Consider the following 25,063-nt stretch of genomic DNA (forward strand, 5'->3'; position numbering starts at 1 on the left):
TCGGCATTTATATCCGTTCTTCAAGCACCGTCTCGTCGCCGTGATGGACTTCGACGCGGTCAGGGACGGGGGCGTCGGCGAACGCGACGGCGACCGAGTACGGATGTGGTTCGGCGACGTCCGAACAGCGGTCGACGTCCGAGTCGGGGTCGTCCTCGGAGACGATCCGGAGCCGGAGCGTGCCGTCGTCGAGCGCCGCCTCGAACAGCGTGACCCGATAGCAGCGCCGGGGACCGTCGAGGAGCGACCCGGCCACGACCAGCCGCGGCGGGTCCTCATCGAGGCGTCGACGCACCTCGGCGACGTCGTTCCCGCCGGACCCGGGGACGTCGAGGTCGCCGTCGTACTCGCGGCGGAACGTCAGTTCGGCGCCGTCGATTTCCGTGGGGTCGTCGGTCCACGGCGGGGTGGGGCAGCCGGCGAGCGAGGCGGTCGAGGCGGCGGCCGCGGACGCGAGGAGGGCTCTGCGGCGCACGTCGGGAGTTACGCGGACTGGCGGGAAGTTTCTTGTGCGGGCCCGGTGGGGAGGGCGGAGGTGCGGGTCGAGCAGGTCGCGGAGCGCGGTCGGCCGGCACCGCCGCATCCGAAACCACTATCCCCGATCCGGCGAATTCCCCGGTATGGACTGGCCACACGACCCCGACGGCGAGCAGGGGAGCGAGGGCATGCGGCAGTACGGCCACGCCGTGCTCGCGAAGAAGATCGACGAGGAGGAGGACTTCCCGCTCACGGCGGCGGAGTACGTCGAGCAGTACGGCGACCACCCGATCCGGATCGACTTCGAGACGGTCGTCTCCGTCGAGGAGATCTTCGAGGGCGTCGAAAAGGAGGAGTTCGCGGACTTCGTCGAGTTCCACCAGGAACTCGGCCGCGCGATGCGCGAGAACGGCTACTGGTTCTACGAGGGCGCCGAGCAGTTCGTCGACGGCAGCGCTTAATACGCGCTTTTTAATCTCAGTGTCGGTCTTTCTGAGGAATCCCCAGCCGCTCGCTTATAAATAGCTGACAGCGGATCAGCGGCGAACGCCTCCTGAAGGGTCAGCCGCTCGTTTTTAAATGGCTGATCGCGGGTCAACGGCGGACACCTCCAAAGCCCCAGCCGCTCGCTTATAAATAACTAACTGTGGATCGGCAGGGAACTCCTCCAAAGCCCCAGCCGCGAGGGCGGCGCACGCTCGCTGTCGCCCGAAAATCAGAGATTTTCGGGATGACGAGAGAGCTTTGCTCTCTCGAACCACGCTCCTCAGTCGTTCGCTTCGCTCACTCCTTGCGGTGCTTACGTCGCCTGCGCCGCCCTCGCGGCTGCCCCTTTGAGTCCCGCCCCGCACAGCACCGCCCCGCACCTCACTCCTCCCCAGCCTCGTCAATCGGCCTCCGCTACGCTCCGGCCGACTGACTCCCTCGCGCGTGCTGCCTCGCGGCCGCCGGGGGCGGCCGCTCGCAGGCACGCGCCACCGCAGTTCGTTTATAAATGTCGCGTCGATGATCGGAGTCTCGTCGGACGGAATCGCCGCGATCGAGTCGGCCGCTCGTCGAGCGCTCGACTCCTTTAAGAACTCCCGGGGCGAGCGACCCACCATGGACCACGAGCGGATCGCCGTCCTCGCCCACGAGAAGTTCCCCGACCGCGCCAAGACCGCGCTCGGCGTGCTGCGCTACGGCGACCAGGAGGTGTGCGGCGTCCTCGACCGCGACCGCGCCGGCGACCGCGTGCGCGACCACGTCGCGGGGGTTTCGGACGCGCCGATCGTCGAGTCGTTCGCCGACGCGCACGCGGCCGCCGACGGCGACCTCGACGCCCTCTACATCGGGATCGCGCCCATCGGCGGCGGCTTCGACGAGTCGTGGCGCGGTGACGTCGAGGCCGCGATCGAGGCCGGCTGCGACGTGGTGAGCGGCCTCCACTACTTCCTGAACGAGGACGCGGAGCTGGCCGCGCTGGCCGGCGAGCACGGCGTCGACCTCGTCGACGTGCGGAAGCCCGACGACGACCTCACGGTCGCTTCCGGGGCGTCCGGCGACGTCGACGCCGACGTGGTGCTCACGGTCGGCACCGACTGCTCGGTGGGGAAGATGACCGCGTCGCTGGAGATCGTCGCGGCCGCCCGCGAGCGCGGGATCGACGCCGCGTTCGTCCCCACCGGACAGACCGGGATCATGATCGCCGGGTGGGGGAACCCGATCGATCGCGTCGTCTCGGACTTCGCGGCGGGCGCCGTCGAGGAGATGCTCGTCGAGGCCGGCGACGACCACGACCTCCTCGTCGTCGAGGGGCAGGGGAGCATCGTCCACCCCGCCTACTCCGCGGTCACCTGCGGCATCCTCCACGGGTCGATGGCGGACGGCCTCGTCCTCTGTCACGCCGCGGGCCGCGAGGCCGTCCACGGCTACGAGTCGTTCGACCTCCCGCCGCTCGCCGACTACGTCGACCTCTACGAGGACCTGGCGGCGCCGGTCCACGAGACGAGCGTCGTTGCGGGCGCGCTCAACACGAAGGACGTGGCCGACGACGCGGCCGCCGCGGACGCCGTGACCGACTTCGGCGACGAGGTCGGGGTCCCCGCCGCCGACCCGGTCCGGGACGGCGCGGACCGCATCGTGGACGCGATAGTCGACGCGGGGCTCGGCGGCGAATGAGCCTCGAAACCGAGTTCGAACGGGTCTCGCTCCCCCTCGAAAATTCCTTCACCATCTCGCGGGGGACCCGGACCGAGGCGGAGAACGTGGTCGTCCGGATCACGGACGACGCGGGGATGACCGGGATCGGCGGCGCGGCGCCGTCGGCCCACTACGGCGAGACGGCCGACACCGTCGCGGCGGTCATGCCGGCCCTCCTCGACGCGGTCGAGCGCGTCGGCGACCCCCACGCGATCCGCGAGATCGAGGGCGAACTGCGGGCGGTCGTGAACGGCAACCCCGCCGCCCGCTGCGCCGTCTCGATCGCCGTCCACGACCTCGCGGCGAAGCGGCTCGGCGTCCCGCTGTACCGCCTGTGGGGGCTCGACCCGAGCGACGCCCCGAAGACCTCCTTCACCGTCGGGCTCGACGAGACCGAGCGCGTGCGCGAGAAGGCTGCCGACGCCGTCGAGGCCGGCTACTCCGTGCTGAAAATAAAGCTCGGCACCGACCGCGATCGGGAGCTGATCGACGCGGTCCGCGACGCCGCGCCCGACGCGCGGCTCCGCGTCGACGCCAACGAGGCGTGGACGCCGAAGGAGGCGGTCGCGAAGAGCGCGTGGCTCGCCGACCGCGACGTGGAGTTCGTCGAACAGCCGGTTCCGGCCGAGGACCCCGAGGGGCTGCGGTACGTCTACGAGCGCTCCGAGCTGCCGATCGCCGCCGACGAGTCCTGCGTGACGGCCGCGGACGTGCCCGCGATCGCCGATCGCTGTGACATCGCGAACCTGAAGCTGATGAAGGCCGGAAGCCTCTCCGAGGCGAGACGGTTGATCGCCGCCGCGCGGGCGCACGGGCTGGAGGTGATGTGCGGCTGTATGATCGAGTCGAACGCCTCCATCGCGGCGGCCGCGCAGCTCGCGCCGCTCCTCGATTACGCCGACGTCGACGGCTCGCTGCTGCTCGCCGACGACCCGTACGAGGGCGTCGACCTCGCGGACGGGGAGATCCGCCTCGGCGGGCAGGACCGCGCGGGGACCGGCGCGCGCTCGGCGTCGGAGTGAGCTAATCGGAAGCGGGGACGGGAAAGACGGGGACCGGGGGGACCGAGCGGGAGGCGGAACGGACCTCAGCGTAATTCAAGGTGGAGCCCCCGACCTCAAGGAGCGACCGAAGGGAGCAAGTAGGTCGGCGAGGAAACCGACATGATACCGTCATTACCACGTTCTACACGTGGCTAACTCTCCTCCAAAAACAGTATTATTACAAAGACTTAGCGTAACGTCTGAATTACGGATGGAGGTACGTCGCACGGTCCCCGTCAAACTTGACGTGGCCGACAGCGACGCCGCCCTCCTCCACGAAACCATCTCCGAGTTCCTGTGGGCCGCCAACTACGTCGTTGACCACGCCTGGCAAGGTGAGTACAAGACGACGAGCAAAGCCCAACTCCAGCGTGAAACCTACAACGACGTGCGGGCCGAAACGAGGCTCCAAGCGAATCTCGTCCAGAACGCTCGCAACAAGGCCGCCGACGCCGTCCAGAGCGTTGTCGCACGCTGGAAACAGGGTGACTACGCGGGAAAGCCGTGCTTCTCCGCCCCGACGCTCGTCTACGACAAGCGATGTGCGACGTTCAACGACGACCACGCGACGCTTTCGACCGTCGAGGGACGTATCACCGCCAGATATGTTCTCCCCGACGAGGATCGCAAGACGCCTCATTCGGAGTATCTGTTCAACGACGACTACGACGTGACGGGCGCAGAACTACACTACCGCGACGGCGAGTTCTACCTTCACGTCCGCACAAAGGCGGACGCGGAGTTCGAGACTGCCGACGACGGCAACGACGGGCACAACACAGTCCTCGGCGTTGACCTCGGCATCGAAAACGTCGCCGTCACATCAACAGGCACGTTCTGGAACGGGGCAGAGCTGAACCACTGGCACCGCGAGTTCGAGAAGCGGCGCGGGTCGCTCCAACGACGTGGAACCCGGGCCGCCCACGAAACCATCCAGTCGGTTGGACGTACCGAGACGGGGCGCTATGACCAGTTCTTACACACCGTCTCGAAAGAACTCGTCGCAGAAGCCGTCGAACACGACTGTGACGTGATCGCGTTCGAGAACCTGACCGGAATTCGTGAGCGGATGCCGAACGCCAAGAAGTTCCACGCGTGGGCGTTCCAACGTGTGTTCGAGTACGTCGAGTACAAAGCCGAAGTCGTCGGCATCTCCGTCGAACAGGTGAGTCCCGCCTACACCTCCCAGCGGTGTTCCAAGTGCGGGACGACACTCCGAGAAAACCGCGAGACACAAGCGCGGTTCTGCTGCCAGAAGTGCGGTTACGAAGTGAACGCCGACTACAACGCGGCGAAGAATATCGGTCTGAAGCATCTCCGCTCGGCGCAAACGTCGTCGGGTGGAGGCGCACCCGTAAACGTGCGCTTGAATCGCGGGACGTTGAACGTGAACGGCGATTACGAGCCTGCCAGCGATGGCCAGAACGGGAGTCCACGCGAAAGCCCTACCCTCAACGAAGCGAACGGCAGCGCCGTGAGCGAGTAGGGTAGGGTAGTTTACTTCCGCTGTTCGTCCGCGTCGGACTCCGACTCCTCGAGCTCGACGTCGAGCTCCTCGTCGAGGTCGGCGTCCCCGGAACCGCCGTCACCATCGAGGTCGGCTTCGAGGTCGTCCGAGTCGATCTCCGACTCGATGTCCTCCAGTTCGGCGTCGACCTCCTCGTCGCTGACGGCGGCGTCGCCGTCGTCGGTCGACTCGCCTTTCCCGAGCTCGCCCTTCAGCGTCTCCAGCTCGGCGTCGACCTCGCTGTCCGTCGAGAGGCTCTCCAGTTCGCGGTCGATGTTGTCCTTGTCGGAGAGCGCGTCCTCGAAGGCGCCGGAGTCCTCCAGCTCGTCCATCGCCTCCGAGCGCGCCTCCATCTCCTCGGTCTGCTCCTCGGCGCGCTCGATCGAGCGGCTCACGTCCTCCATCTCGTCGCCGACGCCGGTCATCGCCTCCGAGACGCGAGTGGACGCCTCGGCCGCCTCGTAGCGGGCCTTCATCGTCTCCTTCTTCGTGCGGAACTCCTCGATGCGGTTTTGGAGCTTGTTCTTCTTCTCGACGAGCTGCTCCTGCGTGTTGTTCAGCTCGGCGATCTGCCCCTCCAGCTCCTCGATCTGGGTCATCTTCGACTTCTTCTTCTCTAAGGCCTTCCGCGCGAGGTCGTCGCGGTCCTGCTGGACCGCCTCGCGGGCCTGGCGGTTGTGCTTCTCGACGTTCTCTTCGAGCTTGCGCTTCTGGATCTCCAGGCGCTTCTTCTGGGTCGTCAGGTCGGCGATCCCCTGCTTGACGTCCTGGAGCTCGTCGCGCATCTGTTCGTACGAGTAGTCGAGCGACTCAGTCGGGTCCTCCGCTCGATTCAGGAGGGCGTTCACCTTCGAGCGGACGACGTAGGAGGCGCGCGAGAGGATTCCCATACCACGTCGTACGCGTTCCACCCGTTAAAACCTCATGCGGTTCGTGGCGCGGAGCGGCCCGGCTCGCGGCGGGAACGCGCGGCCGCGGACCAGCGCCTCGGATCCGCGGGCGATTCGACCGGCGTCGACGCCGACGCTTCCTGAAGGCTTATCCGGAGCGTCGCTGTAGCCCCGCGCATGGACATCGGCGTGCTAACTGTTCCCTTGGGCGACGAACCGCTCGACGACGCGGCCGCGTACCTCGACGGGATCGGCGTCGACGCCGTCGAACTCGGCGTCGGCGGCTGGCCCGGCGAGGACCACGTCGACCGCGAGACGCTCCTCGACGACGAGACGGCGCGAGAGGACCTCCGGGCGCTGCTCGACGGTCACGACCTCCGGATCTCCGCGCTGGCGACGCACAACAACCCGCTTCATCCCGACGAGGAGCGGGCCGCGGCGGCCGACCGAGAACTGCGCGATGCGATAGAGCTGGCCGACCACTTGGGCGTCGACACGGTGACCTGCTTCTCCGGGCTCCCCGCCGGGGCGCCCGGCGACTCGACGCCGAACTGGGTCACTGCGCCGTGGCCGACCGAGCACGCCGACGCGCTGGACTACCAGTGGGACGAGGTGGCGATCCCCTACTGGAGCGACCTGTCGAAGCACGCCGACCACCACGGCGTCGACGTCGCCATCGAGATGCACCCGAACATGCTGGTGTACGAGCCGACCGGGATGCTCGCGCTGCGGGAGGCGACGAGCGACCGGATCGGCGCCAACTTCGACCCTTCGCACCTCTACTGGCAGGGGATCGACGTGACGGAGGCGATCCGATTCCTCGGCGAGCGCGACGCGATCCACCACGTCCACGCGAAGGACACCAAGGTGTACGACGCGAAGGCCCGCGTGAAGGGCGTCCTCGACACGACGGGTTACGCCGAGGAGGCCGACCGCTCGTGGCTGTTCCGCTCGATCGGCTACGGCCACGGCGAGGACCACTGGAAGGACGTGGTCTCGACGCTCCGGATGGTCGGCTACGAGGGCGCGCTGTCGATCGAACACGAGGACTCGCTCACCTCCTCGCGGGAGGGGTTAGAGAAGGCCGTCGACGTGCTCGACCGCGCCGTCTTCGAGACGGAGCCGGGCGACGCCTACTGGGCGTAGTACTCTCGGTCACAGCGAGTCGCTCACGTCCTCGCCGCTCAACACCTCCGGAATGACCACCTCGTCGGCACCGGCCCGACGCGCGACCGAGGTGTAGTCGTCGTCGCCGACGCGGACGACGAGCCGCACGTCGGGGGCGATGCCGCTCGCCGTGATGGCGATCTGGATGTTGGCGTTCGAGTCGTCGATGGCGGCGACCACGGCGTCGGCGTCGCGGATCGCCGCCTCGTGGAGCACGGACTCGTCCCTCGCGTCGCCCTCGACGGCGAACACCGACTCCGTGTCGATGCGTCCGAAGGTGTCCCTGTCGCGCTCGATGGCGACGACCGGTCGCCCCTGTTCGCGAAGCCGTCTGGCGACGGTCCGACCGAACAGGCCGTAGCCGCAGATGATCACGTGGTCGTCGAGTTCGTCGATGGCTCGTTTGGTCTGCATGCGTTCTATTCCCTCTCGCATCCGGCCACCGAACGCTGCCGTCAGGACCGTCTCGCCGATCCACCCCCCCGCGAGGACCAGCGACACGAAGACGACGGTGGCGAACGCCTTCACCTGCCGACCGTCGCCGGCGCGGGCCTGATAGTGGACGCTGATACTCGCCGGGTCGATCAGCCAGAACGCCGCCTCGATCGGACCGATGCCAGCGAGCGAGACGAACCCCGCGATTCCGCTGGCGACGACCAACAGGAGGGCGGTGATCGGCCTGAATGCTCGCCACGCCAACGATTCCCTGACCGTGCGTCCGGTGACTGACACGGCTGTGCGTTCGCGCGATGACATATGAACATCACGCTGCGTGTGAACAATGATCACATTCGTTTCGGCGGTCGTGAGAACAGCTAAACCGGTGCCCGCAGAAACGGGACGCATGACGCTTAATATCGGCGTGCTGGGGTATCGATTCATGGGCAGGGCGCACGCGAACGCGATGGCGCGGCTCCCGATGTTCTTCCCGGACGCGCCCGAGATCGAGCGCCACACGCTCGTCGGGCGCGACGAGGCGGCCCTCGCGGACGCGGCCGAGCGGTTCGGCTTCTCGCACACCGCGACCGACTGGGAGGCGGCGCTCGACGAGGTGGACGTCTTCTACAACCTCGGGCCGAACCACGTCCACGCGGAGCCGTCGATCGCGGCCCTCGAAGCCGGGATCCCGGTCCTCTGTGAGAAGCCGCTCGCGCCCACGCTGGAGGAGGCGGCGGCGATGCGCGACGCCGCGGCCGCGGCGACCGTGCCCGCGGGCACCGCCTTCAACTACCGGTTCGTCCCCGCGATCCGCTACGCGAAGGGGCTGATCGAGGACGGGGGACTGGGGGATATCCGACAGGTCCGCGGGCGGTACCTCCAGGACTGGCTCGTCGACCCCGAGGCGCCGTGGGCGTGGCGGATGGACGCCGAGATGGCCGGATCGGGCGCGCTGGGCGACCTCGGCGCGCACACGATCGACCTCGCGAACTTCCTCGTCGGCGACGCGGTCGGCGGGATCGACCGCGTCTCCGGGCAGTTGACGACGTTCGTCGACGAGCGGCCCGTCTACGACGACGAGGGGAAAATCGAGGAGTACCGCGACGTGACGGTCGACGACGCGTACAGTGCGCAGGTCGCCTACGGGTCGGGGGCGACCGGAAGCTTCGAGGCTAGCCGCGTCGCCGAGGGGCACAAGAACGACCACACGGTCGCGGTTCACGGGACGAAGGGGAGCCTGAAGTTCTCCTTGGAGCGGCTCAACGAACTGGAGGTCCTCCGGGAGGGGAACCGCGGCTACGAGACGGTGTTGGTGACCGAGGAGTCGGACCCGTACGTCGACCGGTGGTGGCCCCCCGGACACGTGATCGGGTGGGAACACACGTTCGTCCACGAGGACTACGAGTTCCTCTCGGCGGTCGCCGAGGGGCGTTCGTTCGAGCCGTCGTTCGAGGACGGGTACGAGGTTCAGAAGACGCTCGCGGCGATCGAGCGCGCCGACGAGCGCGGCGAGTGGGTCGCCGTCGAGTGAGGGCTCGCGGGGAGACCGCGGTCGGGTGAGCGGCCGTGTTCCTCGACCGCCGCCCGGACCGGCCTCAGACGCCGACGGCGCCGCCCGGGGTGCCGCCGCCGCTCTCCCCGCCCCACTCCCGGATCGCGGAATCCTCGCCGTCGTAGCTGCCGAGCGTCTCGCGGGTGTCGAACGCCACCGGCTCCCAGACGACCTCGAAGTTCTCGTTGCCGGTGGCGTTGGGCACGACGACCTGATCGCCCGGTCTGACGACGCCGTCGCCCGGCCACGCGCCGAACTGGACGTTCCCGTCCGGGTCCTCGCCGCGGACGTACAGCTCCTCGGCGGGAACCGGCTCGGGTCCGAGCGCCACGACGACGAGTTCGCCGTCTTCTATCTGCCCCTCGAACTCGGCGTCCGGGGGGGCGACGCCGTCGATGAGCCCGAACACCGCCGCGCCGACGAGCGCGAGCAGCAGCACGACGACCCCGACGAGCAGCCCCGTCCCCGCCAGCGGGGTGAACCCTCGCTCGTCGTCTCGGAACGCGACCATTCGAGCGACACTCAGCCGGGGTCGATATAAGGGTTTGCGCGCCGCGTATCAGCGATGATAAGTTTGAGGGGCTGGGGCCGAGCGACCGGACCGAATCTCGCGGGGCGAAGCGAACCGGAAACGGGTTATTCCGCGCGGTCGAACTCCGGTTGTGACGTCTCGGATGAGCGATTCGGCGGGCGGTCGACCGCGCGGGCTCCGCGGCATTGCGCGCACGTGGGTCGAGGTGCTCGTCCGGCCGCGGCGGGCGTTCGCGAACGGGATCGCGCCCGGCGACCAGGCGCCCGCGCTGACGTTCGCGGTCGCGGTCGCCGCGGCGTTCACGCTCGGCTGGATCGCCTCCGACCCCGCGGCGATGCCCGTCGTCGTCCCCTCCTCGCGAGTGTTGTCCGAGGTCGTAGTGTTCCTCGTCGTGGTCGCGCTGGCGGCGCCGGTCGGCCTCCACCTGACCGCCGCGGTCGCGACCGTCTCGGTCGTGGCCGCGAGCGTCGAGTTCGACGGCGGGCTGGCGCTCCGCGACCGCGGCGGCGTGAGCGAGACGGTTCAGGTCGTCGCGTACGCGAGCTCGCCGATGGCGCTCGGCGGACCGGCGATTCCAGAGCTCCGCGTCCTCTGTGGTGCGTACGCCGCGGTGCTGCTGTTCGTCGGGTTCCGCGCGGTCCACGGGCTGGGACCGTTCCGGACGGTCGCGGCCGCGCTCCCCCCCGCCGCGCTCGGCTACGGCGTGGGCTACCGCGTCGTGGCCGCGGCGCGGACGCTGTTGAGCGCGTGACGCGCCGAGCGTTCGCAGCGTGACGGCCGAGCGTTCGCAGCGTGACGGCCGAGCGTTCGCAGCGTGACGGCCGAGCGTTCGCAGCGTGACGGCCGAGCGTTCGCCGCGTTCTCGTCGAGTCGGCTAGCGGGCTTTCGACAACCGTTTTAGGCCCGAGACTCTCGGTGTACTCAAATGGGATCCTGTATCATCTGTGGCACCGACGTCGGGGGCGGTCGCGTCTGCGACTCGCACCAAGAAGACGTCGTGTTCGATTTCCGCGGCGACTCTCCCGACGATCTGGTTCCGAGCCGGTTCTACCGAGGCGTCGTCGACGGGTACGCAGAGTTCGGCGTGTTCGTCGACCTCGCGCCGGGCGTCACCGGACTGCTCCACCGCTCCGAACTGGACCGCCGCCTCGACAGCCTCGACTGGGAGCCGGGCGACGACGTGTTCGTCCAGGTGAAGGGCGTCCGCGACAACGGCAACGTCGACCTCGGCTGGTCGATCCGACAGGCCGACCGCGAGTTCCGCGGCGTCCTCGTCCAGGAGTCCTCCGGGGAACACCTCCCCAAAGAGGAGCCGGGCGACGACGGCGACGACGAGCCCGAGGAGACGACAGACGTGGAGACGACAGACGTGGGGACGACGGACGAGGGCAGCACCGAACCCGAAGAATCGACCGACGAAGCCTCCGCGGAAGACGAGAACGAGGAGCCGGCCGCCGACGCCGTCGAAGCCGAAGCGCCTGTCGGCGACGACGTCGTCGAGTCCGACGCCGACCCCGATCCGAGTGGTGAGACGATGTCCGGCGAGGTCAAACCGACCGGCGAAGCCGACGCCTCTGCGGACGCCGAGCCCGACGCCTCTGCGGACGCCGAGCCCGACGCGGAACCCGAGCGCGTGTCCGTCGAGACGCTCGAAGACGCGGTCGGCGAGTCGGTCCGGATCGAGGGCGAGGTCGTCGGCGTCCGTCAGACCGGCGGCCCGACGGTGTTCGAGGTCAGCGACGAGACGGGCGCCGTCGACGTGGCCGCGTTCGTCGATCCGGGCGTCCGGGCGCACCCGGGCGTCGAGGTCGGCGACGCGGTGCGGGTCGACGGCGAGGTCGAGAGCCACCGCGGCGACGTTCAGGTCGAGTCCGAGGCGCTCGTCCTCCTCGACGGCGAGGCGGCCGAGGCGGTCCGCCGCCGCATCGCCGAGGCGCTCACCGACGAGGCGCGCCCCGAGGGGCTCCAGCCGCTGGCCGGCGACGAGACGGTCGCCGAGCTCGCGGACGGCCTCCTCGACGCTGCCGAGGCGGTCCGGCGCGCGATTCTCGAATCGCGGCCGATCGTCGTCCGCCACCCGGCGACCGCCGACGGCTACGTCGCGGGCGCCGCGGTCGAGCGCGCCGTCCTCCCGCTGATCCGCGACGAACATTCGAAGAGCGACGCCGAGTACCACTACTTCACCCGCCGCCCGCTCGACGAGCCGGTGTACGGGATGGACGCGGCCACCAACGACGCGACCCGGATGCTCCAGGACCGCGACCGCCACGACGAGAAGCTCCCGCTGTTCCTGCTCGTCGGGACGGGCTCGACGACCGAGTCGGCGGACGGCATCGACCTGCTGTCGGTGTACGGGGTCGACGCGGTCGTCGTCGACGCCGCGGTCGCCGACCCCGAGACGCGGGACGCGGTCGACACGCTCGTCTCGCCGGAGCTGGCCGACGTCGGCGGCGACGAGACGCTCTCGACGGGCGCGCTCGTCGCCTCGCTGGCGTCCGCGATCAACGGCGAGGTCCGCGCGGACCTGCGGCACCTGCCGGCCGTGAGCTACTGGGCGGACGCCCCAGAGCGGTACGTCGATCTCGCTCGCGACGCGGGCTACGACGCCGAGCGCGTCGCCGAGCTCCGCGAGGCGGTCGCCCTGGAGGCGTACTACCAGTCGTATCAGGACAAGCGCGAACTCATCGCCGACCTCCTGTTCTCCGACGGCGGCAACCTCGCGGCGCACGTCTCCGAGCAGTTCCGCGAGAAGTTAGAGACCGAGATCGAGACCGCGGACGCGAACGTCGTGACCGAGGCGGTCGACGGCGTCGAGTTCGCGCTGCTCGACACCGACGGCTACACCCACCGGTACGACTTCCCGCCGACGCCGCTCCTCCTCGACGACCTCCACCGGCGCCGCGCGGACGGCGAGCCGTTCGCGACGGTCGGCGTCGGCACCGACGAGCTGTACGTCCGGACGACCGCGGACGTCTCCGTCCGCGACGTGGCCGAGCGCGCGGCCGAGCTCGCGCCGAACGCGGACGTCGCCACCGCGGGCGTCCGCGAGGGGAAGATCGAGTTCCTCTCGGGCGAGCGCGACGCCGTCGAGGACGCCGTCGTCGCGGCCGTCGCCGAGGCGTTCTGATCGGCGGCCGTCGCCGATCGCGGTGCGAAGCCGTTCGAAGGATCTTTTCGCGGACGGTCGGTTTCGACCCGGTCAGCGGCGCTCGGCGCGATCCGCTGATCACCGCCGGGTAAACGGCCCGGGCGGGAGGATGAGGTCGTCGAGCTCCGGTCGCTGTTTCACGTTGAACACGACGGACAGCTCGTCGGTCAACGGGTAGCCGTTACAGGAGAGCCGGAAGCCGCGCTCGGCGAGGTCGTCGGGCATGATGTGGTCGGTCGGCTGCGAGAGCTCGCCCTCCGCGAGGTACACGGCGCAGTTCGCGCAGGCGCCGCCGCGACAGGAGAAGGGCCACGCGAAGCCGCTTCGCTCGGCCGCCTCCAGCAGGCTCTCGTCTGGGTGGACGAGCAGGCGGCCGTGGGCGTCGGGGCCGAGGTCGGCCTGACCGGCCTTTCGGAACAGCTCGTCGTCGTCGAGCGACCAGCCGTAGTCGACGACGGCCTCGTAGTCGAGGAACTCGACGCGGGTCGACTTCGGCTCGCGCGCGTCGTCCCCCTCCGAGAGGTCGACGTCCGCGGGGTCGACTCCGTCGTCGCTCCCGTCGCCGTTCCCGTCGCGCTCGGACAGCTCCCGGTAGGCGCGGCGGACGAGCTGGAACTCCTCGATCGAACCGCCCTGGTCGGGGTGCGCGCGCTTGACGCGCTCGCGGTAGGCCCGTTCGACCGCCTCGTCGTCGGCGTCCTCGTCGACCTCCAACACCTCGAACGGAGAGACCATTCAGACGCGGAGACGTACGCGCGTGACGCACATAAACGGCCCAGAAGTCGGCAGGGGGAGCGCGGCGGCCGACGGACCGACCGGCCGGCGCGGGCCGGTGACGGCGGACCCGTCAGCGTTTAAGAGCGGCGCGCCCCACCCACCGGTAATGGGAAACGCCGACTTACGCGACCTCGCGTCGATCCGCGACGCCCCCTTCGAGGAACTGGAGGGGAGCGTCGTCGCCGTCGACGCGCACAACTGGCTGTACCGCTACCTCACGACGACGGTCAAGTGGACGAGCGACGAGACGTACACCACCGCCGACGGCGTCGAGGTCGCGAACCTGATCGGCGTCGTCCAGGGGCTCCCGAAGTTCTTCGAGCACGACCTGATCCCGGTGATGGTGTTCGACGGCGCCGTCACCGACCTGAAGGCCGACGAGGTGGCCGAGCGCCGCGAGAAGCGCGAGGAGGCCGAGGAGCGACGGGCCGCCGCCGAGGAGCGCGGCGACGCCGTCGAGGCCGCGCGGCTGGAGGCGCGCACGCAGCGGCTCACCGACACGATCCAGGAGACGACCCGCGAGCTGCTGGAACTGCTCGACGTGCCGATCGTCGAAGCGCCCGCCGAGGGGGAGGCGCAGTGCGCGCACATGGCCGCGACCGGGACCGTCGACCACGCGGGTAGCGAGGACTACGACACCCTGCTGTTCGGCGCGCCGACGACGCTCCGCCAGCTGACGAGCAAGGGCGACCCGGAGCTGATGGACCTGGCCGCGACGCTCGACGACCTCGACCTCGACCGGCAGGGGCTCGTCGACGTGGCGATGCTCTGCGGCACCGACTTCAACGAGGGCGTCCGCGGGGTCGGGCCGAAGACCGCGGTGAAAGCGGTGAAAGCGCACGGCGACCTGTGGGGAGTCCTGGAGGCGCGCGACGCCGAGATCCCGAACGCCGAGGCGGTCCGCGAGCTGTTCATGGACCCGCCGGCAGCGGACGTCGCGGTCGACGCCGACGTGAACCCCGACGTCGAGGCCGCCCGCGCGTACGTCGTCGACGAGTGGGGCGTCGACGCCGACGAGGTCGAGCGCGGGTTCGAGCGCATCGCGGAGTCGCAGGTCCAGACCGGGCTGGATCGGTGGACCTGAGGGGAGGCGTCGAGCGGCGGTCCGGCGGGGCGAGCCGAGTCGGAGTCCGACGGTCGTCCGCCGCCGCGGCCGCCGCGAACACACCTTTTATTTCCTCGTCGTCAGAAGGGTGATTCACACGTGTCGCGGGCCGGATCCCGAGCGGCCCGCGGCGACCCTGACCAATGAGCTTCGACGTTCCCGACGACAGACGGTACCTGGAATCGCACGAGTGGGCGACGACCGGCGGCGACACCGTTCGGATCGGCGTCTCCGACTTCGCGCAGGACGAACTGGGCGACGTGGTGTTCGTCGAGCTCCCCGAGGTCGGCGACGAGGTCGCGGCCGGCGAGTCGTTCGGCGTCGTCGAGTCGATCAAGGCCGTCTCGGACCTGTACGCGCCCGTCTCGGGCGAGGTCGTCGCGGTCAACGAGGAGCTGTTCGACCGCCCGGAGCTCGTCAACGAGGACCCGTACGGCGACGGCTGGATGCTCGAGGTCGAGCCCGTCGACGGCGGCGACGCCGAGGGGCTGCTCGACGCCGACGCGTACGACGACCAGATCGCGTGACAGCCGGACCGACGCCGAAAGCGGGCCGCGAGCCCCGGACGACACATCCACCCGACACACGACAATGACCACGCCACCTTCCGACGCCGCTTCACCCGCGAACCGACGAGCAGCGAACCGACGAGCCGCGAATCGACGAGCCGCGAACCGACGGGCCACAGACGAGCGGTCGACCGACCGCGGACGAGGCGAGGCGCAGCGATGAGCCGGGCGAACGGCACGCCGTACGCGCCCCACACCGACGACGAGACCGCGGCGATGCTGGCGGCGATCGGCGTCGACGACGAGGAGGCGCTGTTCGACATCCCCGAGGCGGTCGCCTTCGACGGGGAGTTCGGCATCGACGCGCGCACCGAGCGCGAGATCCGCGACGAGTGCGCGCGGGTCTTCGCGCGCAACGACGACCTGACGGAGTTCCTCGGCCGGGGCCACTACGGCCACTACGTGCCGAGCGTCGTCGACCACCTCGCGGACCGCGCGGAGTTCCTCACGAGCTACACCCAGTACCAGCCGGAAGTGTCGCAGGGGTTCCTCCAAGCGCTCTTCGAGTACCAGTCGATGCTGGTCGAGCTGACCGGCCTCGACGTCGCGAACTGCTCGATGTACGACGCCGCGACCGCCCTCGGCGAGGCCGCGACGCTCGCCGACCGCGTGCGGTCGACCGCGGGCGACACCGTCCTCGTCCCGGAACAGCTGCGCGAGGGGAAGCGGGCGGTGCTGGAGAACTACTGCGACGGCGCCGACCTGACCGTCGAGACGTACCCGATGACCGACGGGACCGCCGACGTCGACGCCCTCGCCGACCGCGCGGGCGACGACGTCGCTATGGTGTACGCCGAGAGCCCGACCGTCCGCGGCTGTATCGAGGAGCGGCTGGCCGCGATCGGCGACCTCGCCGACGAGACGGACGCGCTGTTCGTCCTCGGGTCGGACGTCGTCGCGCTGTCGGTCCTCGAATCGCCCGCCGCGGTCGGCGCCGACGTGGTCGTCGGCGAGGCCGGCTCGCTCGGCCTGCCGACCGCCTACGGGATGGGACTGGGGATATTCGCCTGTAGCGACGAGTTCCTGCGGCAGGTCCCCGGCCGGCTCGTCGGCGCGAGCGAGGAGCGCGCGCCGCCGGAGGGGGCGCGAGACGGAGGCGCCGGAGGCGCCGACGCCGGCGGCACCCGCGCGTACACGCTGACGCTCCAGACCCGCGAACAGCACATCCGCAAGGAGCGGGCCACCTCGAACATCTGTACGAACCAGGCGTGGGTCGCGCTCCGCGCGGCGATCCACGCGGCGACGCTCGGGCCCGACGGGCTCGTCGACCTCGCGAACGACTGCGTCCGCGAGGCCGAGGCGCTGGCGGCGCGGATCGACGAGCTGTCCGGCGCGGCCGCGCCCGTCCACGACCGCCACCACTTCCGGGAGTTCGCGGTGCGCGTCGACCAGCCGGCCGAGGCGATCGCGACCGACCTCGAAGGCGAGGGGTTCGCGGTCCACGCGATCGACGACCACCTGCTTCAGGTGTGCGTCACTGACCTGAACGCCGGACGGACGGACGGCCTCGTCGCGGCCTTCGAGGAGGTGCTGTGAGATGATTCACGACCAAGCGAACTACGAGCGAGAGGGAGAGGGCGTCCGGGAGCCGCTGCTCTCGGAGAAGGGCCAAGAGACCGTCGACGTGCGCGCGGACTCGCCGCTGCCCGACGACCTCACCCGCGAGGAGCTGACGCTGCCGAACCCCTCGGAGCCGGAGACGGCGCGCCACTACACCCGGCTCTCGCAGATGAACTGGGCGATCGACTCGGGGCCGTACCCGCTGGGGAGCTGCACGATGAAGTACAACCCCAAGTTCACCGAGGACGTGGCGGCGGACCCGAACGCGGCGATCCACCCCGACCGCTCCGCGCGCTCGGCGCAGGGGAACCTGGAGCTCCAGCACCGGCTCCAGGAGGCCCTCGCGGACATCGGCGGGATGGACGCCGTCACGCTCCAGCCGCCCGCGGGCGCCGCCGGCGAGCTCACGGGCATCCTCGTCGCGAAGGCGTACCACGCACACCGCGGCAACGACCGCTCGGAGGTGGTGATCCCGGCGTCGGCGCACGGGACGAACTTCGCGACCGCCGCGACCGCGGGCTACGACGTCGTCGAACTCCCCTCGGGCGAGGACGGGCGCGTCGACTTAGAGGCGCTGGAGGCGGCCGTCGGCGACGACACCGCCGCCCTCATGCTCACGAACCCGAACACCGTCGGGCTCTTCGAGCGCGACATTACGGAGATCGCCGACATCGTCCACGACGCGGGCGGACTCCTCTACTACGACGGCGCGAACCTCAACGCGCTGCTCGGCCGCGGCCGCCCGGGCGACATGGGGTTCGACGTGATGCACTACAACGTCCACAAGACGTTCGCGACCCCGCACGGCGGCGGCGGCCCGGGCGCCGGCCCGGTCGGCGTCGTCGACGAGCTGGCGCCGTTCCTCCCGACGCCCCGGGTCCGGGAGACCGAGAAGGGGTCGGGGTACGAGCGCTTCGAACCCGAGCACACGATCGGGAAGGTCCACGGGTTCGTCGGCAACTGGCTCGTGCTGATCAAGGCGTACGCGTACGTCGCCCGCCTCGGCGACGAGGGGCTGGCCGACGCCGCCGCGAAGGCCGTCCTCAACGCGAACTACCTCGCCGAGCGGATCGACCTCGACGTGCCGTTCGGTCCCTTCCACCACGAGTTCGCCGCGACCGCGGGCGACCGCGACGCGGCCGACGTCGCCAAGCGCATGCTCGACTTCGGCGTCCACCCGCCGACGACGAAGTGGCCGGAGATGGTGCCGGAGGCGATGCTGACGGAGCCGACGGAGATCGAAGGGAAGTCCTCCCTCGACGACCTCGCGGAGGCGTTCAACCTCGCGTACGCCGACACCGACGAGGCGCTCGACGCCGCGCCGAACCGGACCGCGGCCGCGCGGATCGACCAGGTCGGCGCCGCGCGGAACCCGCGGCTCTCGTGGCAGGCGCTCGACGGGGAGTAGCGGGGGCCTGAGAGCGGATCCCGGCCGCGTCAGGGCTCGGTCGCCGCGGACCGCGCCGGCTCCTCGCCCTCGGGATCGCTCGCCTCGAACTCCTCGGCGTCGCGCTCGGCGTCGTCGCGTTCCCCGCCGTCGAACTCCTCGTCGTCGAACGCCGCCGTCTCAGGGGGTCCGGTCTCGCCGCTCGCGGCGCCCTCGGCGTCCGACTCCGAGAACGGCCCCTCGCCGTCGACGAACCGGCGCATCACCCGTCCCTCGGCGCGGTGGAGCGTCTCGCTACACGTCGACTTCGCGATCCCGTTCGCCTCGGCCAGCTCCGTGAGCGTACACCGGCGCGGGGTGTCGTAGTACCCCGCTCGGACCGCGTCGAAGACGAGGTCACGCTGCGCCTCCGTGAGCGTGCGACCCGGGCCGTCACCCCCGGTGGCGGCGACGCCGACCGTTATCCCGTCGCCCGCGAGCCGCCGGCCGAACGCCTCGATCCGGTCGCGGTCCCCGAGGACGGTCACCGTCGCGCGGCCGTCGACCACCTCCACCGTCGACGCGAGCGGGAGGCCGACCGCGCGCGCCGCGGGGAGGTACGCGGGGGCGCGGCCGACCACCCGGAGCGTGCGGACGTCGCCGCGGCGCTCGACCGCCGTCGCGCGCGAGACGCGCTCGTGGTCTCGCAGCGCCGTCTCGACCCGGTCCCGGTCGGTGCCGCCGACGCGGACGGTCGCGGCCACCTCCGGATCCCCGTCGGTCGGCCGCTGGACGTCGCCGTCGGCGACACCCGAACCGTCGGCGCTCGCCGCCGAACCGTCGACCGCGATCGTCTCCGCGACCCGGAGCGTCGCCGCGGGGACGCGCCGGGAGACGTCCCCGAGCCACGATCCCGTCGGGAGGTCCAACCGCAGGTCGGTTCGGCTCATCGGTCCCACCTCGGTTCCCCCGGCGGATCGGACGCGGTCGCTGAAACGAGCATCCCGTGCGGTGATACGACGGCGGGCCCCCTCGGCGTACCCCTTCATACGTTTCGAACCTAAGTACCCGCCACGGTCGCGACGCCGAACGAATCGGCGCGGGGGGCGACCGCAGCACCGAATCGCTCGTCGCCCGCCGCGACCGCAGCACCGAAGTCCCCGGCGCGCGAGCGCGGTCGCATGGAGACGACAGACGCGTTCGTCGGCCTGACCTGCGTCGACTGCGGGGAGACGTTCGACGCGGCGGCGGCGACGCATCGCTGTCCCGACTGCGGTGGCATCCTCGACCCCGACTACGACTACGACCGGATCGACCTGACCCCGGAAACGCTCGACGCGCGCCCGGACGGCTCGATGTGGCGGTACGACGAACTGCTCCCGTTCCCGGCCGAGACCGCGGTGTCGCTCGGCGAGGGGGCCACGCCGCTCGTCGAGTGTCCGTCGCTGGCGGACGCGATGGGCGTCGGCCGCGTCCTGCTGAAAGACGAGGGGGCGAACCCCACGGGGACGTTCAAGGACCGCGGGCAGGCGGCCGCGATGACGGCCGCGCGCGAGCACGGCGCGAGCGAGGTGGCGCTGAACAGCGCCGGCAACGCGGGGCAGGCCGCCGCGGCGTACGCGGCCCGCGCGGACTTGGACGCGCACGTGTTCCTCCCCTCGCGGGCGGGGTTCACCCAGAAGGCGATGACGGAGGTCCACGGCGCGGACCTGACGGTCACCGACCCGGTCGACGGCAACTCGCAGATCGGCGACGCCGGGAAGGCGTACGCCGAGGCGATCGAGGAGCACCCGGAGTGGTACTCGACGAAGACGTTCGTCACGCCGTACCGCCACGAGGGGAAGAAGACGATGGCGCTGGAGCTACTGGCGCAGCTCGACTGGGAGGCGCCCGACGGCGTCGTCTACCCGACCGGCGGCGGCGTCGGCCTCGTCGGGATGCACAAGGCCGCCCGGGAGGCGAGGGAGCTGGGGTGGACCGACGAGCCGGTCCCGATGTACGCCGCACAGGCGGCGGGCTGCGCGCCGGTCGTCCGCGCCTACGAGTCGGGCGCGGAGCGCCACGACCCGGTCCCCGACGGCGAGGTCGACACGGCCTGTAACGGGATCGCGATCCCGGACCCGGGCGCGAGCCACCTCATCCTGGAGGCGGTCCGCGAGTCCGACGGCGGCGCGGTGGCGACGACGGACCGCGAGATCCTCGACGCCGCGATCGAGGTCGCGCGGAGCGAGGGGCTGGAGGTGGGCGCCACCTGCGCGGCCGCGGTCTCGGGCGCGTTCGCGCTCGCGGAGTCCGGCGAGTTCGGCCCGGACGACACGGTCGTCCTGTTGAACACCGGCGCGGGCAACAAGGACGTGGACGCGCTCCGCGCGCACCTCGGCGAGCGGGAGGTCGAGGCAGCGGCCGGCGAGTAGGCGACGACGGCGCCGGGCGACCGCCGACGCGGCCGAGTTGGCGACCGAGTCGTCGAACCGGAACCACTACGGCGGGGGGTCGCCACCCCTCGCGCATGGAACTCGGCGTCATCGGACTCGGGCGGATGGGGCAGATCGTCGCGAACCGGTCGCTGGAAGCGGGCCACGACGTGGTCGCGTTCGACCTCTCGGCGGAGGCGACCGCGGAGGCGGCGGAGAACGGCGCGGAGCCGGCCGACTCGGTCGCGGACCTGTGCGACCGGCTGGAGGGTTCCGGAGAGGCCGACGGCAAGCGCATCTGGCTGATGGTGCCCGCGGGCGACGCGGTCGACGCCACGCTCGCGGACCTGGAGCCGCACCTCGACGGCGACGACGTCGTCGTCGACGGCGGCAACTCCCACTTCGAGGAGTCGGTCCGGCGGGCCGAGGCGACGGACGCCGCGTACCTCGACTGCGGCACCTCCGGCGGGCCAGCGAGCGCGGAGGCGGGCTTCTCGCTGATGGTCGGCGGCCCCGCGTGGGCCTACGAGGCGCTCGTGCCGGTGTTCGACGCGGTCGCGACCGGGCCGGACGGCCACGACCGCATGGGCGAGTCGGGCTCGGGCCACTACGTGAAGATGGTCCACAACGGCGTCGAGTACGCGCTGATGCAGGCGTACGGCGAGGGGTTCGAACTGCTCACCGACGGCCGCTACGACCTCGACATGGAGTCCGTGGCGCGCACGTGGAACAACGGCGCCGTGATCCGGTCGTGGCTGCTGGAGCTCTGCGAGGAGGCGTTCCGCGAGGAGGGGTCGGACCTCGGCGACGTGGCGGACCACGTCGCGGGCGGCTCGACGGGCACGTGGACGGTCCAGGAGGCGCTCGAACAGGAGGTGCCGGTGCCGATCATCTACCAGGCGCTCGCGGAGCGGTTCGACTCGCGCAACGAGGGGCGCTTCTCGCGCCGGCTCGCGAACCGCCTGCGGTACGGGTTCGGGCGCCACGAGGTGGCGCGTCGGAGCGACGGCGACTGAGGTCAGATGGCGGGCGGACGGCGACGGCGACCACGCGGCATCGGTCCCACACGAGGGCGTCGGCGAACGGCTCTCGCGCCGAACCGAGATCAGCCCAATACGGGGAAAGCGACGACCGATCCGCGGTGCGGTGGCGCGTGCCTGCGAGCGCCCGAAGGGCGCGAGACAGCACGCGCGAGGGACGCGGCGACCGTAGGGAGCCGCGAGGCTGGGGAGGCGTGAGGTGCGGTCCCGCGAGCGACCAGCGGGAGCGAGCGGGAGCACGGAAGTCGCAGCCCGCGCAGCGAAGTGAGCAGGACCGTCTTCCGGCGGTTGCGGTGCTGTGCGGGGCGGGATTCGAAGGGGCAGCCGCGAGGCGGGCGCAGGCGACGTAAGCACCACAACGAGGGAGCGTTAGCGACCGAGTGAGGAGCGTGGTTCGAAACGGCTCCGCCGTTTCGTCATCACGAGACGCCTTCGCCGTCTCGAACGACAGCGAGCGTGCGCCCGCCTCGCGGCTGGGGCTTCGGGCGTGTCCGTGTCGATCTGCGATTTATAAGCAGATTCGTTCCCCCGGCTGATTCGGATAAAATATTGAACGCGACGTCCAATGGATGTTCCATGGGGCCTACATCTCACCCCGATTATCAGGGTTAATCCCGTCCGAGAAACACTTATGTACAGTCGTGGTAGAGGATACCACGCATAGAATGTTCGAGCGATTCTCGAGCGGCTACTACCTGGGGGAACTGTACGTGGAACCCCGCGACGGCGAGCGCGCCGTCATCCAGCGGGCGGACCACGAACGCGTCAACGAGCAGCTGTACGCGGACGGCGAAGGGGTCGAGCGACTCGACGCCCCGCTCGTGATGAAGGTCGACAGCGGCCACATCCCGGTCGGCGGCGACGACGACGTACCCAGCGGCACGCTCGCGATTCCCCAGGAACTCGCCGACGAGACGCTCCCGGACCGCCGGAACGTGCTGTTGGCGGACGCGGATCGGGCGGAGAAGCTGTTGCGCTGGGAGGGATGGGAGCCAAACGTGAACGCGTGATACGCGAAAAGCGACTCCGGATTTCCCGTCGATCGTAGCTGCTATTTATAAATAGACAGTCGGACAGGGGTGGAGGACGCTCCCGAACCCTCAGCCGCTCGCTTATAAATGGCTGCTACCTCCGCGGTGAACACCGCCAGAGCCCCGGCCGCTCGCTTATAAATAGCCAACAGCAGAGCGGCCGTGAACACCTCCAAAGCCCCAGTCGCGAGGCGGGCGCACGCTCGCTGTGCTCCTCACTCAGTCGCTCGCGCTGCTCGCTCCTTCGTTGCGGTGCTTGCGTCGCCTGCGCCCGCCTCGCGACTGCCCCTTTGAGTCCCGCCCCGCACCGCTCCGCACAGCACCTCACACCTCCCCAGCCTCGTCGGGCGCGTCCTTCGGGCTCCCTTCGGTCGCCCTCGGAGCGCCCGACTCCCTCGCGCGTGCTCCTCACGGCCGCCTTCGGCGGCCGCTCGGAGGCGCGCGCCACCGCACGGCATCCATTTATAAACAGATTCGACCACGTCGCCGCCGCAGACGCACCTTTTAGGTCGCAGGGGGTCGCGGATTCGGTATGATCGACAGGCTGCTCGGGCGCGCCGAGCTGAAGGAACGCATCGAGGAGCTGGAAGAGGAGAAGCGCCACCTCGAACGCCGCGCCGAGGCCGAAGAGGAGCGGCGCTCCGACGCGGTCGCCGACCGACAGCGCGCCGAGGAGCGCGTCAACGAGCTCGAACACCGGATCGAATCCTTGGAGGAGCGGTTGGAGCGCGCCGAGGGCAGCGAGGAGTCGATCGACTTCCGGCGCGTGAGCGACTACAGCGGTTCGAAACTAGCCGACGTACTCGACCGCTTCCGCGCCGTCGAGAGCGACGACCCCGAGGGGCTGCTCACGGCGTACGTCCCCGACGCGGACTCGGTCCCCGCGACCGTCTCGGACTGGTTCGGCGACCGCACGGAGCTGGTCCGCCGGGCCGCGCCCGCGGTCGTCCTCGCCGACGACACCGGCGCGGTGAGCGCGGCGCTGACGCCGCCGGTTGAGCCCGAGCCGTTCGACCGGTGGAGCGACCGGTTCCGGCTCGATGACGCGTGGTTCCGCCCGACCGGTCGGTTCGCGTTCGCGCTGGTCCGTTCCGACGTCTTCGCCGTCGGCACCTACGAGGGCGCGGAGCGGGTCGCGTTCGAGGGGTTCACCAGCGACGTGAAGGAGGCGCACTCGAAGGGCGGCTTCTCGCAGGGCCGATTCGAGCGCCGCCGCGAGGGGCAGATCGACGACCACCTCGACCGGGCGAACGAGGCGCTCGCCGCGGTCGCAGACGCGGAGGACCTCGACCGCGTGATCGCCGTCGGCGAGCGCAGCGTCCTCGGGCGGGTGCGCGACCGCGCCGACGTCACCGACGTCTCGGACGCCACCGGGAAGCCGGAGGGGGCGCTCGACGACGCGTTCCGCGACTTCTGGCGGGTCCGCGTCCGCGCGATCTGAGCCCGATTTAAAAGGAGGTCTCTCTCAGAACGGCGATTCGGGGCCTTCGTCCGGGTCGGCGTCGGGTTTCTCCGATTCGGTCAGCTCGCCGACCTCCCGCTCCCACGCCTCGATGCCGCCGCGAAGGCTCTCGACGCGCGCGTCCTGCGTGCCCTCGTAGCTGCCGATCAGCTGGGCCGCCTGCTGGCTGGCGACGCCGTGCGGACAGACGGTAACGATCCGCTCTGCCCCCTCTAACTCCGCGATACGACTCGTCAGCTCCGGGAAGGGGATACACTCGCTGTCGGGGAGGTGGCCGCGGTCGAACGCGCGCCGGTCGCGGATGTCGACGACGCGGAGCGATTCGGATTCCTCGGCGAGGCCGTCGGCGCCGTCGACATCGTCCCCGGAGTCGTCGCGCTCATCGAGCAGCGCCGACAGCTCCGCGGGGTCGATTTCGCCGTCCATCAGGGGAGGGGTGCGATGCTGGCCGTGAGCACGGCCCGGTCGTCGGTGTCGTTGCGGGCGCCGTGGACCGCGCCGCGCTCGTTCGGCACCACCGCGGGCGCCGCGAGCGCCGCCTCCTCGCCGTCGCGGACCACGGTCGGCTCCCCCTCCAACACGTGGAACACGTTCGTGGCGTCGGCGTGTTCGTGGGGATCGACCGACGCGTCAGGGCCGAGGACGAACGCCTTCACGAGCACGTCGTCGGTGACCAGGATCTCCGCGGTCTCGACCTCGCCGGGTCCCGGGTCGTGACCGGAGACCGCCGCCGCGTAGCTGTCGAGCGTCATACTCTGCTCCACGCGCGGGACGGGGAAAAGTCGCGCGCTCGGGACTCGTGTC

General features: G+C 70.4%; 24 protein-coding genes. 16 read left to right on the forward strand and 8 right to left on the reverse strand.

Translation table 11 applies throughout. The annotated features are described in order from the left end of the window. Positions 1-7: 7 nt before the first annotated feature. A complete protein-coding gene (locus tag AC4NMM_RS10125; protein WP_491924189.1) occupies positions 8-475 on the reverse strand; it encodes a hypothetical protein in 468 nt (155 codons plus the stop codon). A 145-nt stretch (positions 476-620) separates the two neighbouring features. On the opposite strand from AC4NMM_RS10125, the gene AC4NMM_RS10130 reads away from it, so the two are divergent. From AC4NMM_RS10130 to AC4NMM_RS10145, 4 genes are all read left to right on the forward strand, one after another. Next, positions 621-938, forward strand: coding sequence for a DUF5785 family protein (locus AC4NMM_RS10130; protein ID WP_096395534.1), 318 nt, complete (start codon positions 621-623; stop codon positions 936-938). A 640-nt stretch (positions 939-1,578) separates the two neighbouring features. Further along, positions 1,579-2,637: an N-acetyltransferase DgcN family protein gene (locus AC4NMM_RS10135; RefSeq protein WP_491924190.1), complete on the forward strand. Its 1,059-nt coding sequence runs from the start codon at positions 1,579-1,581 to the stop codon at positions 2,635-2,637. Next, positions 2,634-3,680, forward strand: a complete 1,047-nt coding sequence (locus AC4NMM_RS10140) for a dipeptide epimerase (RefSeq protein WP_491924191.1) — start codon at positions 2,634-2,636, stop codon at positions 3,678-3,680. The genes AC4NMM_RS10135 and AC4NMM_RS10140 overlap by 4 nt, the downstream gene beginning before the upstream one ends. Before the next feature lie 232 nt (positions 3,681-3,912). Further along, positions 3,913-5,187 carry an RNA-guided endonuclease InsQ/TnpB family protein gene (locus AC4NMM_RS10145; protein WP_096395528.1) on the forward strand — a complete coding sequence of 425 codons (1,275 nt, stop codon included), beginning with the start codon at positions 3,913-3,915 and terminating at the stop codon, positions 5,185-5,187. Positions 5,188-5,198: 11 nt separating this feature from the next. On the opposite strand, the gene AC4NMM_RS10150 is transcribed toward AC4NMM_RS10145, so the two are convergent. Further along, on the reverse strand, positions 5,199-6,098 hold the full coding sequence (locus AC4NMM_RS10150; protein WP_096395526.1) for a PspA/IM30 family protein: 900 nt from the start codon (positions 6,096-6,098) through the stop codon (positions 5,199-5,201). A gap of 177 nt (positions 6,099-6,275) precedes the next feature. On the opposite strand from AC4NMM_RS10150, the gene AC4NMM_RS10155 reads away from it, so the two are divergent. Then, complete coding sequence (locus tag AC4NMM_RS10155) at positions 6,276-7,244, forward strand: sugar phosphate isomerase/epimerase family protein (protein ID WP_096395524.1); 969 nt, start codon at positions 6,276-6,278, stop codon at positions 7,242-7,244. A 9-nt stretch (positions 7,245-7,253) separates the two neighbouring features. Here AC4NMM_RS10155 and AC4NMM_RS10160 read toward each other — a convergent pair whose 3' ends face one another. Further along, complete coding sequence (locus AC4NMM_RS10160; RefSeq protein WP_172863965.1) at positions 7,254-7,997, reverse strand: potassium channel family protein; 744 nt, start codon at positions 7,995-7,997, stop codon at positions 7,254-7,256. 112 nt (positions 7,998-8,109) lie between these two features. Here AC4NMM_RS10160 and AC4NMM_RS10165 point away from each other — a divergent pair, with 112 nt between their 5' ends. Continuing rightward, a complete protein-coding gene (locus tag AC4NMM_RS10165) occupies positions 8,110-9,234 on the forward strand; it encodes a Gfo/Idh/MocA family protein (protein WP_491924192.1) in 1,125 nt (374 codons plus the stop codon). Between the two features lie 64 nt (positions 9,235-9,298). Here AC4NMM_RS10165 and AC4NMM_RS10170 read toward each other — a convergent pair whose 3' ends face one another. Then, positions 9,299-9,766, reverse strand: a complete 468-nt coding sequence (locus AC4NMM_RS10170) for a type IV pilin domain-containing protein (protein ID WP_096395518.1) — start codon at positions 9,764-9,766, stop codon at positions 9,299-9,301. A gap of 163 nt (positions 9,767-9,929) precedes the next feature. Here AC4NMM_RS10170 and AC4NMM_RS10175 point away from each other — a divergent pair, with 163 nt between their 5' ends. Together AC4NMM_RS10175 and AC4NMM_RS10180 are read left to right on the forward strand one after the other, a co-directional pair. Beyond that, positions 9,930-10,538 (forward strand): YIP1 family protein, encoded by a 609-nt coding sequence (locus tag AC4NMM_RS10175; protein WP_096395516.1) that lies wholly within the window; start codon positions 9,930-9,932, stop codon positions 10,536-10,538. Positions 10,539-10,712: 174 nt separating this feature from the next. Beyond that, positions 10,713-12,914: a DHH family phosphoesterase gene (locus tag AC4NMM_RS10180; protein ID WP_096395514.1), complete on the forward strand. Its 2,202-nt coding sequence runs from the start codon at positions 10,713-10,715 to the stop codon at positions 12,912-12,914. Positions 12,915-13,013: 99 nt separating this feature from the next. Here AC4NMM_RS10180 and fer read toward each other — a convergent pair whose 3' ends face one another. After that, complete coding sequence (fer, locus tag AC4NMM_RS10185) at positions 13,014-13,670, reverse strand: ferredoxin Fer (protein ID WP_096395512.1); 657 nt, start codon at positions 13,668-13,670, stop codon at positions 13,014-13,016. A gap of 148 nt (positions 13,671-13,818) precedes the next feature. Here fer and fen point away from each other — a divergent pair, with 148 nt between their 5' ends. The 4 genes from fen to gcvPB all read left to right on the forward strand — a co-directional run bounded on the left by fen (position 13,819) and on the right by gcvPB (position 18,354). Next, positions 13,819-14,796, forward strand: coding sequence for a flap endonuclease-1 (fen, locus tag AC4NMM_RS10190; protein WP_491924193.1), 978 nt, complete (start codon positions 13,819-13,821; stop codon positions 14,794-14,796). Positions 14,797-14,960: 164 nt separating this feature from the next. Continuing rightward, positions 14,961-15,344, forward strand: a complete 384-nt coding sequence (gene gcvH / locus AC4NMM_RS10195) for a glycine cleavage system protein GcvH (RefSeq protein ID WP_096395508.1) — start codon at positions 14,961-14,963, stop codon at positions 15,342-15,344. A 201-nt stretch (positions 15,345-15,545) separates the two neighbouring features. Continuing rightward, the gene (gcvPA, locus tag AC4NMM_RS10200) at positions 15,546-16,922 is read left to right on the forward strand and encodes an aminomethyl-transferring glycine dehydrogenase subunit GcvPA (protein WP_096395505.1); all 1,377 of its coding nucleotides are present in this window, start codon (positions 15,546-15,548) and stop codon (positions 16,920-16,922) included. 1 nt (position 16,923) lies between these two features. Further along, positions 16,924-18,354, forward strand: coding sequence for an aminomethyl-transferring glycine dehydrogenase subunit GcvPB (gcvPB, locus tag AC4NMM_RS10205; protein ID WP_096395503.1), 1,431 nt, complete (start codon positions 16,924-16,926; stop codon positions 18,352-18,354). A gap of 29 nt (positions 18,355-18,383) precedes the next feature. On the opposite strand, the gene AC4NMM_RS10210 is transcribed toward gcvPB, so the two are convergent. Continuing rightward, the gene (locus AC4NMM_RS10210; protein ID WP_096396273.1) at positions 18,384-19,262 is read right to left on the reverse strand and encodes a helix-turn-helix domain-containing protein; all 879 of its coding nucleotides are present in this window, start codon (positions 19,260-19,262) and stop codon (positions 18,384-18,386) included. Positions 19,263-19,493: 231 nt separating this feature from the next. Here AC4NMM_RS10210 and AC4NMM_RS10215 point away from each other — a divergent pair, with 231 nt between their 5' ends. The 4 genes from AC4NMM_RS10215 to AC4NMM_RS10230 all read left to right on the forward strand — a co-directional run bounded on the left by AC4NMM_RS10215 (position 19,494) and on the right by AC4NMM_RS10230 (position 24,238). Further along, on the forward strand, positions 19,494-20,726 hold the full coding sequence (locus tag AC4NMM_RS10215; RefSeq protein ID WP_491924194.1) for a threonine synthase: 1,233 nt from the start codon (positions 19,494-19,496) through the stop codon (positions 20,724-20,726). A gap of 95 nt (positions 20,727-20,821) precedes the next feature. Beyond that, positions 20,822-21,742, forward strand: coding sequence for an NADP-dependent phosphogluconate dehydrogenase (locus AC4NMM_RS10220; protein ID WP_491924195.1), 921 nt, complete (start codon positions 20,822-20,824; stop codon positions 21,740-21,742). 689 nt (positions 21,743-22,431) lie between these two features. Beyond that, positions 22,432-22,776, forward strand: a complete 345-nt coding sequence (locus AC4NMM_RS10225) for a DUF5802 family protein (RefSeq protein ID WP_096395498.1) — start codon at positions 22,432-22,434, stop codon at positions 22,774-22,776. Positions 22,777-23,329: 553 nt separating this feature from the next. After that, complete coding sequence (locus AC4NMM_RS10230) at positions 23,330-24,238, forward strand: Vms1/Ankzf1 family peptidyl-tRNA hydrolase (RefSeq protein ID WP_491924196.1); 909 nt, start codon at positions 23,330-23,332, stop codon at positions 24,236-24,238. 24 nt (positions 24,239-24,262) lie between these two features. Here the strand turns inward: AC4NMM_RS10230 and AC4NMM_RS10235 are convergent, their stop codons facing one another. Then, positions 24,263-24,685 carry a rhodanese-like domain-containing protein gene (locus AC4NMM_RS10235; protein ID WP_491924197.1) on the reverse strand — a complete coding sequence of 141 codons (423 nt, stop codon included), beginning with the start codon at positions 24,683-24,685 and terminating at the stop codon, positions 24,263-24,265. After that, complete coding sequence (locus AC4NMM_RS10240) at positions 24,685-25,011, reverse strand: cupin domain-containing protein (protein ID WP_491924198.1); 327 nt, start codon at positions 25,009-25,011, stop codon at positions 24,685-24,687. Before AC4NMM_RS10240 ends, AC4NMM_RS10235 begins: the two co-directional genes overlap by 1 nt. Between the last annotated feature and the right edge of the window lie 52 nt (positions 25,012-25,063).

This window comes from Halorubrum sp. SD41, from assembly GCF_058630335.1.

Bases quoted from the DNA above. Each gene is read 5' to 3' on its own strand.
- AC4NMM_RS10130 (WP_096395534.1), top strand. From the start codon at position 621: ATGGACTGGCCACACGACCCCGACGGCGAGCAGGGGAGCGAGGGCATG.
- AC4NMM_RS10135 (WP_491924190.1), top strand. From the start codon at position 1,579: ATGGACCACGAGCGGATCGCCGTCCTCGCCCACGAGAAGTTCCCCGAC.
- AC4NMM_RS10140 (WP_491924191.1), top strand. From the start codon at position 2,634: ATGAGCCTCGAAACCGAGTTCGAACGGGTCTCGCTCCCCCTCGAAAAT.
- AC4NMM_RS10145 (WP_096395528.1), top strand. From the start codon at position 3,913: ATGGAGGTACGTCGCACGGTCCCCGTCAAACTTGACGTGGCCGACAGC.
- AC4NMM_RS10150 (WP_096395526.1), bottom strand. From the start codon at position 6,098: ATGGGAATCCTCTCGCGCGCCTCCTACGTCGTCCGCTCGAAGGTGAAC.
- AC4NMM_RS10155 (WP_096395524.1), top strand. From the start codon at position 6,276: ATGGACATCGGCGTGCTAACTGTTCCCTTGGGCGACGAACCGCTCGAC.
- AC4NMM_RS10165 (WP_491924192.1), top strand. From the start codon at position 8,110: ATGACGCTTAATATCGGCGTGCTGGGGTATCGATTCATGGGCAGGGCG.
- AC4NMM_RS10170 (WP_096395518.1), bottom strand. From the start codon at position 9,766: ATGGTCGCGTTCCGAGACGACGAGCGAGGGTTCACCCCGCTGGCGGGG.
- AC4NMM_RS10175 (WP_096395516.1), top strand. From the start codon at position 9,930: ATGAGCGATTCGGCGGGCGGTCGACCGCGCGGGCTCCGCGGCATTGCG.
- AC4NMM_RS10180 (WP_096395514.1), top strand. From the start codon at position 10,713: ATGGGATCCTGTATCATCTGTGGCACCGACGTCGGGGGCGGTCGCGTC.
- fer (WP_096395512.1), bottom strand. From the start codon at position 13,670: ATGGTCTCTCCGTTCGAGGTGTTGGAGGTCGACGAGGACGCCGACGAC.
- fen (WP_491924193.1), top strand. From the start codon at position 13,819: ATGGGAAACGCCGACTTACGCGACCTCGCGTCGATCCGCGACGCCCCC.
- gcvH (WP_096395508.1), top strand. From the start codon at position 14,961: ATGAGCTTCGACGTTCCCGACGACAGACGGTACCTGGAATCGCACGAG.
- gcvPA (WP_096395505.1), top strand. From the start codon at position 15,546: ATGAGCCGGGCGAACGGCACGCCGTACGCGCCCCACACCGACGACGAG.
- gcvPB (WP_096395503.1), top strand. From the start codon at position 16,924: ATGATTCACGACCAAGCGAACTACGAGCGAGAGGGAGAGGGCGTCCGG.
- AC4NMM_RS10210 (WP_096396273.1), bottom strand. From the start codon at position 19,262: ATGAGCCGAACCGACCTGCGGTTGGACCTCCCGACGGGATCGTGGCTC.
- AC4NMM_RS10215 (WP_491924194.1), top strand. From the start codon at position 19,494: ATGGAGACGACAGACGCGTTCGTCGGCCTGACCTGCGTCGACTGCGGG.
- AC4NMM_RS10220 (WP_491924195.1), top strand. From the start codon at position 20,822: ATGGAACTCGGCGTCATCGGACTCGGGCGGATGGGGCAGATCGTCGCG.
- AC4NMM_RS10225 (WP_096395498.1), top strand. From the start codon at position 22,432: ATGTTCGAGCGATTCTCGAGCGGCTACTACCTGGGGGAACTGTACGTG.
- AC4NMM_RS10230 (WP_491924196.1), top strand. From the start codon at position 23,330: ATGATCGACAGGCTGCTCGGGCGCGCCGAGCTGAAGGAACGCATCGAG.
- AC4NMM_RS10235 (WP_491924197.1), bottom strand. From the start codon at position 24,685: ATGGACGGCGAAATCGACCCCGCGGAGCTGTCGGCGCTGCTCGATGAG.
- AC4NMM_RS10240 (WP_491924198.1), bottom strand. From the start codon at position 25,011: ATGACGCTCGACAGCTACGCGGCGGCGGTCTCCGGTCACGACCCGGGA.